Genomic DNA, 12044 nt, shown 5'->3' on the forward strand with positions numbered 1-12044 from the left:
AATACGCGGCCTTTCGGGCCATGCGCCCGCGTTGCATCTGGTTTTGCAGCACCGACTACAGGAACGAAGTTCACATGGTAACCATCCGTCTCGCCCGTGGCGGCGCCAAGAAGCGCCCCTTCTACCACCTGATCGTGACCAACAGCCGCAATCCTCGCGATGGCCGCTTCGTTGAGCGCATCGGCTTCTTCAACCCGGTTGCCGCCGGCGCTGAAGTCAAGCTGTCCGTCAACCAGGAACGCGCCAACTACTGGCTGTCCCAGGGTGCCCAGCCGTCCGAGCGCGTTGCTCAGCTGCTGAAGGAAGCTGCTCAGGCTGCCGCCTAAGCGCAACTGCTATGAATACGACGCCGGCCCCGGCCGAAGACCTGATCGTCATCGGCAAGATCGTTTCGGTGCATGGTGTGCGAGGTGAGGTGAAGGTCTATTCCTTTACCGATCCGATCGACAACCTGCTGGACTACCGCCACTGGACGCTTCGGCGAGGGGGTGAGGTGCGGCAGGCAGAGCTGGTGACGGGCCGCCTGCATGGCAAGGTCCTGGTGGCCAAGCTGAAAGGGCTGGATGATCGCGAAGAGGCACGCTTGCTCGCCGAATTCGAGATCTGCATCCCGCGCAGCCAGCTGCCACAGCTGACCGACGGCGAGTACTACTGGTACCAGCTCGAAGGTCTGAGAGTGATCAATCGGGACGGGCAACTGCTCGGCAAGATCGACCACCTGCTGGAAACCGGTTCGAATGATGTGATGGTGGTCAAGCCCTGTGCGGGCAGCCTGGATGATCGCGAACGCCTGTTGCCCTACACGGAGCAGTGCGTACTCGAGATCGACATGGCAGCCGGCGAAATGCAGGTGGACTGGGACGCGGACTTCTGACCATGCGGGTCGATGTCATCACGCTGTTCCCGGAAATGTTTGCCGCCATCAGTGAGTACGGCATTACCAGTCGTGCGGTCCGGCAGGGGTTGTTGAACCTCAATTGCTGGAATCCGCGGACCTACACCGAGGATCGTCACCAGACCGTGGATGACCGACCCTTCGGCGGCGGTCCTGGCATGGTGATGAAGATTCAGCCCCTGGAGCGGGCGCTGTGTGCAGCGCGTGAAGCCGCCGGGGATCGGGTGAAGGTGATCTACCTCTCGCCGCAGGGTCGCCAGCTCAAGCAGGCAGCCGTGCGCGAGCTGGCGAATGAAGAGTCTCTGATTCTGATCGCCGGACGCTACGAAGGCATCGACGAACGCTTCATTGAGGCGCATGTCGATGAGGAATGGTCGATTGGCGACTATGTACTGTCCGGCGGCGAGCTGCCGGCGATGGTGCTGATCGATGCAGTGACGCGGTTGCTGCCGGGGGCCCTGGGCCACGCAGATTCCGCCGAGGAGGACTCGTTTACCGATGGCCTGCTCGACTGCCCGCATTACACGCGACCGGAGGTATATGCGGACCAACGTGTTCCGGAGGTGCTGCTCAGCGGCAACCACGAACACATCCGGCGCTGGCGCTTGCAGCAAGCCCTCGGGCGAACCTGGGAACGCCGTGCCGATCTTCTGGATTGCCGCTCGCTTTCTGGAGAAGAGAAAAAGCTGCTGGATGAGTACATTCGCCAGCGGAACGATAGATAACGTATCGATGGCAAACCGTGACGGTTTGTCTTAGGAGCACAGCAATGACCAACAAGATCATTCAGCAGATCGAAGCTGAACAGATGAACAAAGAGATCCCGGCGTTCGCCCCCGGCGACACCGTGATCGTGCAAGTGAAGGTGAAGGAAGGCGACCGTTCCCGTCTGCAGGCCTACGAAGGCGTGGTGATCGGCAAGCGCAACCGCGGTCTGAACAGCGCCTTCACCGTGCGCAAGATTTCCAACGGCGTTGGCGTCGAGCGTACCTTCCAGACCTACTCCCCGATCGTTGACAGCATCACTGTCAAGCGTCGCGGTGACGTGCGCAAGGCCAAGCTGTACTACCTGCGCGAGCTGTCCGGCAAGGCAGCGCGCATCAAGGAGAAGCTGGTCTAAGGACCCGCTCCCCTGTCGAAAAAAGCAGCCTTCGGGCTGCTTTTTTCATTTGGGCGTCATGCCCACCCCTTACGTGCAACAAAATCAGAGAAGAAATGAGTACTCGCGAAGACGAAATCCTGCGCCGCATCGAACTGTCGACCACCTGCATCAGCAAGGCGGTGTTCCCGCCGACCACTAACCACCACGGCACCCTGTTCGGCGGCACGGCGCTGGCCTGGCTGGACGAGGTGTCCTTCATCACCGCCACGCGTTTCTGCCGCAAGTCACTGGTGACGGTGTCCTCCGATCGCATCGACTTCAAGCACCCGATTCCGGCCGGCTCCATCGTCGAGCTGGTGGGGCGTGTCATCAAGGTGGGCACAACCAGCCTGAAGGTGCAGGTGGATATCTACGTCGAAAGCATGTACCACGACGGTCGCGAACATGCGATCACCGGCGTGTTCAGCTTCGTGGCGGTGGGCGACGACAACCGGCCGGTGCCGGTGCTGCCGGTCGAGAGCGCCTGATAGCGTGGGAGCGATTGTTCGCGAGCCTTTCGCCGCGCTCGCGAACAGGTTCGCTCCCGCGGGCTGATCAGCCTTCCTGTTCGGCCTTGAGGCTTTCGTAAGCCGGTGCCGCGTAGATGCCCACCTCGACCGCCAGGTCCATAACACGCTGCAGGTCGCTGGCATACACCAGCACCGCCTGCAGTTCGTCATCCAGCGGCTCGCTGAAATCCACCAGCACATAGCCGCCCTTTTCCGGATAGAGCGCGCCGAGCTGCACCTGAATGCGCTTGAGCGCCGTCAGGGCGTCGGCCTTGGCCAGTTGCTTGGCCTGCAGCACGAAGTTGACCTGTGGGCCGAACGAGTCGCGGATCTGCTGGAACAGCGCCTGGTAGTCGTCGGCCTGGAACAGCACGGTGTCCGGCAGGCTGCCCGCCACCACCCATTCCCCGAGCGGAATCGGGAAGCTTTCGTCGTAGTTGATGTCCGGGTTGGCGGCCAGAAACGCCTCGGGATCGGCGTAGGCCTGCGCGGCTTCCTCGGCGATGCGCAGTACCTCGTCGTCGGCCAGGCAGCCAGAGGCAATCAGGCGAATCAGCTCGGCAAGGGAATCTTTCATGGGCATTCCGGGTATGGCGAAAAAAGGCCGGCAAGAATAAACCCAAAGCCTCGCCCAGTCGCGTTGCTGATGTGCCGCAGGCGCGCCACGCGGTGCGCGGGAGAGTCGCGGGCAACCATCGCGTTGCCGGCGTGGGCGGCGCTGCAGTCGCGGGTTCGGTGCGGACCGGATGACAGGGTTACGGTCATGCCAGATCCGAAAAGCAAGACGGGCGGTAACGATTGAAATTTTCGGGCACAATATCGTCACATTTTTTACATGAACACCAGCCAAGAGGACCGACAGTGCATAACGTCGTGATCAGCGGTACCGGCCTGTATACCCCGTCCCAGAGCATCAGCAACGATGAGCTGGTGGCTGCCTTCAATGCCTACGTCCAGCAGTTCAACAGCGAGAACGCCGACGCCATCGCGCGTGGCGAGGTTCAGCCCCTGAGCGAGTCCAGCGCCGCCTTCATCGAGAAGGCCTCGGGGATCAAGAGCCGTTACGTGACCGACAAGGCCGGGATTCTCGATCCGCAGCGCATGACGCCGCGTATTCCGGAACGCTCCAATGACGAGTGGAGCATCCTCTGCGAGATGTCGGTGGGCGCCGCCCGTGAAGCGCTGGCGCGTTCCGGCCGGACCGCCGCCGACATCGACGCGGTGATCGTCGCCTGTTCCAACCTGCAGCGCCCGTACCCGGCCATCGCCATCGAGGTCCAGGCCGCGCTGGGCATCCAGGGCTTCGGTTACGACATGAACGTGGCCTGTTCCTCGGCCACCTTCGGCCTGCAGGCCGCCGCCAACGCCGTGCAGACCGGCCAGGCCCGCGCGGTGCTGATGGTCAACCCGGAAATCTGCACCGGTCACCTGAACTTCCGTGATCGCGACAGCCATTTCATCTTCGGCGACGCCGCCACTGCGGTGATCATCGAGCGCGCCGACCAGGCCACTTCGCCGTACCAGTGGGACATCGTCGGTACCAAGCTGGTGACCCAGTTCTCCAACAACATTCGCAACAACTTCGGCTTCCTCAACCGCTGCGCCGAGGAAGGCGTCGGCGCACGCGACAAGCTGTTCGTGCAGGAAGGCCGCAAGGTGTTCAAGGAAGTCTGCCCCATGGTGGCCGAGCTGATCGGCGCGCACCTGCAGGAAGTCGGCGTGCCGGTGACCGACGTCAAACGCTTCTGGCTGCACCAGGCCAACCTCAGCATGAACCAGCTGATCGCCCGCAAGCTGCTGGGTCGCGACGCCGAGGTGCACGAGGCGCCGGTGATCCTGGATACCTATGCCAACACCAGTTCGGCGGGTTCGGTCATCGCCTTCCACAAGCACCAGGACGATCTGCCCGCCGGTTCGGTGGGGGTGCTGAGCTCCTTCGGCGCCGGCTATTCCATCGGTAGCGTGGTGCTGCGCAAGCGCTGATATATCGCTGGCCGGAAAGCATCGGGGCTGAAGCCCCTCCTACAGGATCGTGCGGATCGCCGCTTTTGTAGGAGGGGCTTCAGCCCCGAGCTTTTGCGCGCCAGTTCCCCGAAGGCAGAGCATGGGTTTTGCCTGGCGCAGCGGCGGTGCCCCGGCTGGCGGCCGGAAAAGCGCTGAGCGACGGAACTTTTTTGTTTTTCCTCTTTCACCAGCCCGCCGAGTTGGACGGCTTCTTGCTATCACTCCTGCGCGTTTGTGATGCGCGTCAAAAAATTGTTTCAACGAGTGGGAGAAGCGGGTGGATCGCACGCGGTTGACGAACTTGCGCGGCAACCTGGCCAGTCTGAGCCGGGGCAATCTGGGCGTGCCGCTGCTGGTGCTGGTGTTGCTGGGCATGATGACCCTGCCGATGCCGCCTTTCCTGCTCGACGTGTTCTTCACGTTCAACATCGCCCTGTCCATCGTCGTCCTGCTGGTCAGCGTCTATGCGCTGCGCCCGCTCGACTTCGCCGTGTTCCCGACCATCCTGCTGGTTTCCACGCTGCTGCGGCTGTCGCTGAACGTCGCCTCCACCCGCGTCGTGCTGCTGCATGGCCAGGAAGGCGAGGGCGCCGCCGGCAAGGTGATCCAGGCCTTCGGTGATGTGGTGGTCGGCGGTAACTACGTGGTCGGTGCCGTGGTGTTCGCCATTCTGGTGATCATCAACTTCGTGGTGATCACCAAGGGCGCCGGGCGCATCTCCGAAGTGAGCGCACGCTTCACCCTGGATGCCCTGCCGGGCAAGCAGATGGCCATCGACGCCGACCTCAACGCCGGCCTGATCGACCAGGGCGAGGCCAAGAAGCGCCGCGCCGAGGTGGCCCAGGAAGCCGATTTCTACGGTTCCATGGACGGTGCCAGCAAATTCGTGCGCGGTGACGCCATCGCCGGCCTGCTGATCATGTTCGTCACCCTGCTCGGTGGCATGGCCATCGGTACCCTGCAGTACGACCTGTCGGCTGGCGAGGCGGCGCGCATCTATTCCCTGCTGACCATCGGCGACGGCCTGGTCGCGCAGATTCCCTCGCTGCTGCTGTCCACCGCGGCGGCGATCATGGTCACCCGCGTGTCCACTTCCGAGGACATGGGCCAGCAGGTCAACCGGCAGATGTTCTCCTCGCCCAAGGCGCTTGCGGTGGCGGCGGGTCTGCTGATCGTCATCGGCCTGGTGCCGGGTATGCCGCATACGCCCTTCGTGGGCCTGGGCCTGGTGGCCGCGGGCTTTGCCTGGCTGATCTGGCGCAAGAAAGACGGCAAGGCGCGCGCCGATGCCGCCGTGCCGGCTCTGCCGGCCGACCAGTTGCCGGCCCTGCAGGAGCCGGAAAGCAAGGAGCTGGGCTGGGAGGACGTCAATCCGGTCGATCTGGTGGGCCTGGAGGTCGGCTATCGGCTGATCCCGCTGGTGGACCGCAACCAGGGCGGCCAGTTGCTGGCGCGGATCAAGGGCGTGCGCAAGAAGCTCTCCCAGGATCTGGGCTTCCTGATTCCGCCGGTGCATATCCGCGACAACCTGGACCTGCTGCCCAACGCCTACCGCCTGACCCTGATGGGTGTCAGCGTGGCCGAGGCCGAGCTGTACCCGGATCGCGAGATGGCCATCAACCCCGGCCAGGTGTTCGGCACCCTGAACGGCATTGCCGGTCGCGATCCGGCCTTCGGCCTGGAGGCGGTGTGGATCGAGGCGTCGGCCCGCGAGCAGGCGCAGACCCTGGGCTACACCGTGGTGGACGCCAGCACGGTGGTCGCCACGCACCTCAACCAGGTGCTCTACAAGCACGCCCATGAATTGATCGGCCACGAAGAAGTGCAGCAACTGCTGCAGGTGCTGGCCAAGAGTTCGCCCAAGCTCGCCGAGGAGCTGGTGCCCGGCATGGTGTCGCTGTCCACGCTGCTCAAGGTGCTGCAGGCGCTGTTGCAGGAGCAGGTCTCGGTGCGCGACATCCGCAGCATCGCCGAAGCCATCGCCAGCGTGCCGGGCAAGAGTCAAGATCCCGGCGCGCTGGTGGCCGTGGTGCGCGTCGCGCTGGCCCGCGCCATCGTGCAAGGCATCGTGGGGCTAGAGCCGGAGCTTCCGGTGATCACCCTCGATCCGCGTCTGGAACAGATATTGCTTGGCAGCGTCCAGAAGGCCGGCCAGGGCGCCGAAGACGGTTTCCTCCTCGAACCCGGCATGGCGGAAAAGCTGCAGCGCTCCCTGGTGGAGACCGCGCAGCGTCAGGAAGCCCTCGGCAAGCCAGTGGTACTGCTGGTCGCCGGGCCGGTCCGCGCCATGCTCTCCCGCTTTGCACGTCTGGCTGTCCCCAGCCTGCATGTGCTGTCCTACCAGGAAGTGCCGGACAACAAGCAGGTCACCATCGTCGCCACCGTAGGCCAGAACTAACCGAGGTATTCCGACCATGCAGGTCAAACGCTTCTTCGCCGCTGACATGCGCCAGGCCATGAAGCTGGTGCGCGACGAACTGGGCGCCGATGCCGCGATCATCGGCAACCGTCGTCTGGCCGGTGGTGTCGAACTGGTCGCCGCGCTGAATTACCAGCTGCCCAATGAACTGGTGCGCGAGCCCAACCTGCAGCTGGAAGCCGAGCTGCGCAAGACCCAGGAAATGATCGCCTCCGCCCAGGTGGAGATGGCCATCCGCAGCGAAAGCGAGCAGACCCAGCCGGCGCCCGTGGCACCGGCGCCCGTGGAAAAGCGTCGCGATCCGGAAAGCACCGAAGGCATGCTGGATGCCGTGCGCAGCGAGCTGACCGGCCTGCGCGAGCTGATCGAGATGCAGCTGGGCACCATGGTCTGGGGCAACATCCAGGAGAACCAGCCGCTGATCGCCAACCTCTGGCGGCGCATGCAGCGCATCGGCCTGCCGGTGGATGTGTCCAAGAAACTGATGGACGAGGTGAGTGACGAGACCGACCCGCGCCGTGCCTGGCGCATCGTGCTGGCCCACCTGGCGCGCAGCCTGATCGTGCCCGAGCACGAGCCGCTGGAAGAGGGCGGGGTGATTGCCCTGGTCGGTCCGGCCGGCATGGGCAAGACCACCACCCTGGCCAAGATGGCGGCGCGCTACGTGCTGAGCCACGGCGCGAAGAACATCGCCCTGGTGAGCATGGACGGCTATCGCATCGGCGCCCAGGAGCAGCTCAAGACCCTGGGCAAGATTCTCAACGTGCCGGTCACCCAGGTGGAGCCGGGCGAGTCGCTGCTCGAGGCCCTCGAGCCGCTGAAGAAGAAGAAATTGGTACTGATCGACACCGCCGGACTGCCGAGCGCCGATCCGGCCCTGCGCCAGCAGCTCGACGCGCTGGCCGCCGGCGATCTGAAGGCGCGCAATTACCTGGTGATGGCCGCTACCAGTCAGGAACAGGTGCTGCGCGCCACCTATCAAAGCTACAGGCGCTGTGGACTGGCCGGGTGCGTGATCACCAAGCTGGACGAGGCCCTGAGCCTGGGCGAGATCCTGGGCGTGCTGGTCAGCGAGAAGCTGCCGCTGGCCTACCTGGCTGACGGGCCGCGCATTCCCGATGACCTGCACACGCCGCGCAGCCACCAGCTGGTGAGCCGGGCGGTGCGCATGCAGATGTCCGAAGATCCCAGCGAGGATCTGATGGCCGACATGTTTGCCGGCCTCTACAACAACACCGCGACGCGCCGCGTCGGTTAAGAATCAGGGGAAGCGGTTGGCAAGCCGGAACGCGAATCGTGGGCGGGCCAGACTGGCGAATCAGTGGAGAGAACATGGGTAGCTTGCACCCCGTACAGGTGATCGCCGTGACCGGCGGCAAGGGTGGTGTTGGGAAGACCAGCGTCTCGGTCAACCTGGCGCTGGCCCTGGCCGACCTCGGCCGCCGGGTGATGCTGCTGGACGCCGACCTGGGCCTGGCCAATGTCGACGTGATGCTGGGCCTGACGCCCAAGCGCAACCTGGCCGACGTGATCGACGGGCAGTGTGAGCTGCGCGACGTCATCATCCCGGGGCCGGGCGGCATCCGTATCGTGCCGGCCTCCTCGGGCGCGGCCAGCATGGTGCGCCTGACCAGCCAGCAGCATGCCGGCCTGATTCAGGCGTTCAGCGACATCAGCGAAAGCATCGACGTGCTGATCATCGACACCGCCGCCGGCATCGGCGACGGCGTGACCAGCTTTGTGCGCGCCGCCCAGGAAGTGCTGCTGGTGGTCACCGACGAGCCCACCTCGATCACCGACGCCTACGCGCTGATCAAGTTGCTCAACCGCGACTACGGCCTGAGCCGCTTCCGCGTGCTGGCCAACATGACGCTGACCCCCGAGGAAGGCCGCAACCTGTACGCCAAGCTGACCAAGGTCACCGAGCGCTTCCTCGACGTGGCGCTGCAGTATGTCGGCGCGGTGCCCGCCGACGAGCTGGTGCGCAAGTCCGTGCAGAAGCAGCGCGCCGTGTACGAGGCCTACCCGCGCTCCAAGTGCGCGCAGGCCTACCGAGCGATCGCCCAGAAGGTGGACAGCTGGCCGCTGCCGGCCAATCCGCGCGGCCACCTGGAGTTTTTCGTCGAGCGTCTGGTGAACAGGCCCACAACAGGTTCCTCCGCATGACCTCACCCGTGCACATGTACAGCCATGCCCAGTCCCGGGATTCCCAGTACCAGCTGATCGAGCGCTATGCGCCGCTGGTCAAGCGGATCGCCTACCACCTGCTCGGCCGCCTGCCGGCCAGCGTGCAGGTCGAGGATCTGATGCAGGCCGGCATGATCGGCCTGCTGGAAGCGGCGAAGAAATACGACTCGGGCAAGGGTGCCAGCTTCGAAACCTACGCCGGTATCCGCATCCGCGGCGCCATGCTCGACGAGGTGCGCAAGGGCGACTGGGCGCCGCGTTCGGTACACCGCAACAGCCGCATGGTCAGCGACGCCATCCGCCTGGTCGAGGCCAGAACCGGGCGCGACGCTAAAGATCACGAGGTTGCTGCCGAACTCCAGTTAAGCCTCGAAGACTATTACGCGATTCTCAACGACACCCTGGGGAGCCGCCTGTTCAGCTTCGATGACCTGTTGCAGGAGGGTGAGGGAGGCGGCGCGCTGGAGGATGTCGAGCATTCCCATCCCAGCCCGTCGCGCGAACATGAGGACCTGCGCTTCCAGCATGCGCTGAGCGAGGCGATCGCCAACCTGCCGGAACGCGAACGCCTGGTGTTGTCGCTGTATTACGACGAAGAACTGAATCTGAAGGAAATCGGTGAGGTACTGGGGGTCAGCGAATCCCGCGTCAGCCAGTTGCACAGCCAGTGCGCCGCCCGTTTGCGGGCCCGGCTGGGTGACTGGCGGGCTCGCTGACAGGGCTCACCGGTTTTCGAAAAGAATGGGGACGCAACCGGGATGACCCGGTGGCGTTTTTGGACTGTATGGAGGTCGACCGTTGGACAAGAACATGAAAATTCTCATCGTTGACGACTTTTCGACGATGAGGCGGATCATCAAGAACCTGCTCCGTGACCTGGGCTTCACCAACACCACGGAAGCCGACGACGGCCTCACCGCCCTGCCGATGCTGCAGAGCGGCAATTTCGATTTCCTGGTCACCGACTGGAACATGCCGGGCATGAACGGCATCGACCTGCTGCGCGCGGTGCGCGCCGACGAGCGCCTGAAGAACCTGCCGGTGCTGATGGTGACCGCCGAGGCCAAGCGCGACCAGATCATCGAGGCCGCCCAGGCCGGTGTGAACGGCTACGTGGTCAAGCCGTTCACTGCTCAGGGACTGAAGGACAAGATCGAGAAGATCTTCGAACGCGTCGGCAGTTGAGCAGCGCCTTGGGGGCATGATGGAGCAGCATACAGATCCAAGGGGCGAGCTCGAGGCGAGCCTGATGGACAATGCACGCGAGCTGATTCGCAGCCTTGAACAGCGCGAATTCGGCGACGCCGTGCAGATCATCAACGAGCTGAACAAGGTCCGCGACCGCGGCCTGTATCAGGCCGTGGGACGGCTGACGCGCAAGCTGCACACCGCGATCGTCAGCTTCCACATCGACCCGAATTTCCCCGAGTCGCGGGAAGTGTCGGAGATCGCCGACGCCACCGAGCGCCTGAATTACGTCGTCTCGATGACCGAGAACGCGGCCAACCGCACCATGGACCTGGTCGAAGCCACCGCGCCGGTGATCAGCCGGCTGAGCGACGACGCCCGCGAACTGCGCGTGGACTGGCAGCGTTTCATGCGCCGCGAAATGGACGCCGAAGGTTTCCGCCAGTTGGTCAAGCGGGTCGAGCAGTTCTTCGTGCGCAGCGAGCGCGAGAGCGAGAAGGTCGGCACGCAGCTGAACGAGATCATGCTGGCGCAGGACTACCAGGACCTCACCGGCCAGGTCATCAAGCGCGTCACCAATCTGGTCACCGACGTCGAGCGCGACCTGGTCGAGCTGATGCTGATGGCCAGCCAGGTCGACAACTTCGCGGGCATCCAGCACGACCACGCCCAGCTGCGGGCCGAGCTCGATCAACAGAAACAGCCCTCGCAGGGTGAAGGTCCGCAGATCAATGCCGATAAACGGGAGGATGTCGTCAGCAATCAGGACGACGTTGACGATCTGCTTTCCAGTCTAGGGTTTTAAGGGGCACGTAATGGGCGTCGATGCCGATGATGAGATCCTTCAGGATTTCCTGGTAGAAGCCGGCGAGATTCTCGAACAGTTGTCCGAACAGCTGGTGGAATTGGAAAGCCGTCCGGATGACATGGATCTGCTCAACGCGATCTTCCGCGGCTTTCACACGGTCAAGGGCGGCGCGGGTTTCCTGCAGCTGAACGAACTGGTGGAGTGCTGCCACAGCTCGGAAAACGTCTTCGACATGCTGCGCAAGGGTGTGCGCCTGGTCGACGCCGAGCTGATGGATGTGGTGCTGCAGGGCCTGGATGCCATCAACGGCATGTTCGCCCAGGTGCGCGAAGGCAGCGAGCTGACCCCGGCCAGCCCGGAGCTGCTGGAGGCGCTGCATCGTCTGGCCGATCCGGTCGCCGCCCCTGCCGCCCCGGCCCCGACCCCGGTCGCTGCCGCGCCCGCGCCCGCAGCGGCGGCGGAGCCGAAGGAACAGGACCTGACCGACGCCGAATTCGAAAGCCTGCTGCAAGCCATCGACGGCCCGGCGACCCCGGCCGAAGGCGCCGACGAGATCACCGACGCCGAATTCGAGAACCTGCTCGACCAACTGCATGGCAAGGGCCAGTTCAAGCCCGACACGCTGCCGGCCGGCGAGGCCGCCGCTGGCGAAAGCATCACCGAGTCCGAATTCGAGAACCTGCTCGACACGCTGCATGGCAAGGGACAGTTCAAGCCCGACGCCCTGCCGGGCCAGGGTTCGCAGCAGGCGCCGGCAGCCGGCAAGACGGCTGGTGGCGATGAAATCACCGACGACGAGTTCGAGGCGCTGCTCGACCAGCTGCACGGCAAGGGCCAGTTCAAGCCCGAGCAGGTAGCCAGCGAGCCGCCCAAGGCCGCCGCGCCGGCGGCCC

General features: G+C 64.3%; 14 protein-coding genes. 13 read left to right on the plus strand and 1 reads right to left on the minus strand.

The genetic code is table 11. The features are described 5' to 3' along the window. Nucleotides 1–74 precede the first annotated feature (74 nt). The 5 genes from rpsP to VL129_RS06805 all read left to right on the plus strand — a co-directional run bounded on the left by rpsP (nt 75) and on the right by VL129_RS06805 (nt 2524). A complete protein-coding gene (rpsP, locus tag VL129_RS06785) occupies nt 75–326 on the plus strand; it encodes a 30S ribosomal protein S16 (protein ID WP_027590699.1) in 252 nt (83 codons plus the stop codon). An 11-nt stretch (nt 327–337) separates the two neighbouring features. Continuing rightward, nucleotides 338–874, plus strand: coding sequence for a ribosome maturation factor RimM (gene rimM / locus VL129_RS06790; protein ID WP_325411382.1), 537 nt, complete (start codon nt 338–340; stop codon nt 872–874). 2 nt (nt 875–876) lie between these two features. Further along, nucleotides 877–1620, plus strand: coding sequence for a tRNA (guanosine(37)-N1)-methyltransferase TrmD (trmD, locus tag VL129_RS06795; RefSeq protein ID WP_325411384.1), 744 nt, complete (start codon nt 877–879; stop codon nt 1618–1620). Between the two features lie 44 nt (nt 1621–1664). Then, the gene (gene rplS / locus VL129_RS06800) at nt 1665–2015 is read left to right on the plus strand and encodes a 50S ribosomal protein L19 (RefSeq protein ID WP_325411386.1); all 351 of its coding nucleotides are present in this window, start codon (nt 1665–1667) and stop codon (nt 2013–2015) included. 95 nt (nt 2016–2110) lie between these two features. After that, on the plus strand, nt 2111–2524 hold the full coding sequence (locus VL129_RS06805) for an acyl-CoA thioesterase (protein ID WP_325411388.1): 414 nt from the start codon (nt 2111–2113) through the stop codon (nt 2522–2524). Between the two features lie 67 nt (nt 2525–2591). Here VL129_RS06805 and VL129_RS06810 read toward each other — a convergent pair whose 3' ends face one another. Next, the gene (locus tag VL129_RS06810; RefSeq protein WP_325411389.1) at nt 2592–3122 is read right to left on the minus strand and encodes a hypothetical protein; all 531 of its coding nucleotides are present in this window, start codon (nt 3120–3122) and stop codon (nt 2592–2594) included. Between the two features lie 284 nt (nt 3123–3406). Between VL129_RS06810 and VL129_RS06815 the strand changes: the two genes are divergently transcribed. The 8 genes from VL129_RS06815 to VL129_RS06850 form a co-directional block, all read left to right on the plus strand. Then, nucleotides 3407–4528 carry a beta-ketoacyl-ACP synthase III gene (locus VL129_RS06815; protein WP_325411391.1) on the plus strand — a complete coding sequence of 374 codons (1122 nt, stop codon included), beginning with the start codon at nt 3407–3409 and terminating at the stop codon, nt 4526–4528. 298 nt (nt 4529–4826) lie between these two features. Continuing rightward, the gene (flhA, locus tag VL129_RS06820; RefSeq protein ID WP_325411393.1) at nt 4827–6947 is read left to right on the plus strand and encodes a flagellar biosynthesis protein FlhA; all 2121 of its coding nucleotides are present in this window, start codon (nt 4827–4829) and stop codon (nt 6945–6947) included. 16 nt (nt 6948–6963) lie between these two features. Next, nucleotides 6964–8226 carry a flagellar biosynthesis GTPase FlhF gene (flhF, locus tag VL129_RS06825; protein ID WP_325411395.1) on the plus strand — a complete coding sequence of 421 codons (1263 nt, stop codon included), beginning with the start codon at nt 6964–6966 and terminating at the stop codon, nt 8224–8226. 74 nt (nt 8227–8300) lie between these two features. Further along, entirely contained in the window at nt 8301–9134 is an 834-nt protein-coding gene (fleN, locus tag VL129_RS06830; RefSeq protein ID WP_325411397.1) for a flagellar synthesis regulator FleN, read from the plus strand. Next, nucleotides 9131–9871 carry an RNA polymerase sigma factor FliA gene (fliA, locus tag VL129_RS06835; protein ID WP_325411399.1) on the plus strand — a complete coding sequence of 247 codons (741 nt, stop codon included), beginning with the start codon at nt 9131–9133 and terminating at the stop codon, nt 9869–9871. The genes fleN and fliA overlap by 4 nt, the downstream gene beginning before the upstream one ends. A gap of 94 nt (nt 9872–9965) precedes the next feature. Continuing rightward, entirely contained in the window at nt 9966–10340 is a 375-nt protein-coding gene (locus tag VL129_RS06840) for a chemotaxis response regulator CheY (RefSeq protein ID WP_325411401.1), read from the plus strand. Between the two features lie 19 nt (nt 10341–10359). After that, nucleotides 10360–11148 (plus strand): protein phosphatase CheZ, encoded by a 789-nt coding sequence (locus tag VL129_RS06845; protein WP_325411403.1) that lies wholly within the window; start codon nt 10360–10362, stop codon nt 11146–11148. Between the two features lie 10 nt (nt 11149–11158). After that, on the plus strand, nt 11159–12044 hold an 886-nt coding region (locus VL129_RS06850; RefSeq protein WP_325411405.1), incomplete at its 3' end, for an Hpt domain-containing protein.

Origin of the sequence: Pseudomonas sp., assembly GCF_035497915.1 — a bacterium.
In the GTDB taxonomy this organism is placed as follows: Bacteria; Pseudomonadota; Gammaproteobacteria; order Pseudomonadales; family Pseudomonadaceae; genus Serpens.

Coding starts and splice junctions, on each gene's coding strand:
- rpsP (WP_027590699.1), top strand. CDS start 75: ATGGTAACCATCCGTCTCGCCCGTGGCGGCGCCAAGAAGCGCCCCTTC.
- rimM (WP_325411382.1), top strand. CDS start 338: ATGAATACGACGCCGGCCCCGGCCGAAGACCTGATCGTCATCGGCAAG.
- trmD (WP_325411384.1), top strand. CDS start 877: ATGCGGGTCGATGTCATCACGCTGTTCCCGGAAATGTTTGCCGCCATC.
- rplS (WP_325411386.1), top strand. CDS start 1,665: ATGACCAACAAGATCATTCAGCAGATCGAAGCTGAACAGATGAACAAA.
- VL129_RS06805 (WP_325411388.1), top strand. CDS start 2,111: ATGAGTACTCGCGAAGACGAAATCCTGCGCCGCATCGAACTGTCGACC.
- VL129_RS06810 (WP_325411389.1), bottom strand. CDS start 3,122: ATGAAAGATTCCCTTGCCGAGCTGATTCGCCTGATTGCCTCTGGCTGC.
- flhF (WP_325411395.1), top strand. CDS start 6,964: ATGCAGGTCAAACGCTTCTTCGCCGCTGACATGCGCCAGGCCATGAAG.
- fleN (WP_325411397.1), top strand. CDS start 8,301: ATGGGTAGCTTGCACCCCGTACAGGTGATCGCCGTGACCGGCGGCAAG.
- fliA (WP_325411399.1), top strand. CDS start 9,131: ATGACCTCACCCGTGCACATGTACAGCCATGCCCAGTCCCGGGATTCC.
- VL129_RS06840 (WP_325411401.1), top strand. CDS start 9,966: ATGAAAATTCTCATCGTTGACGACTTTTCGACGATGAGGCGGATCATC.
- VL129_RS06845 (WP_325411403.1), top strand. CDS start 10,360: ATGGAGCAGCATACAGATCCAAGGGGCGAGCTCGAGGCGAGCCTGATG.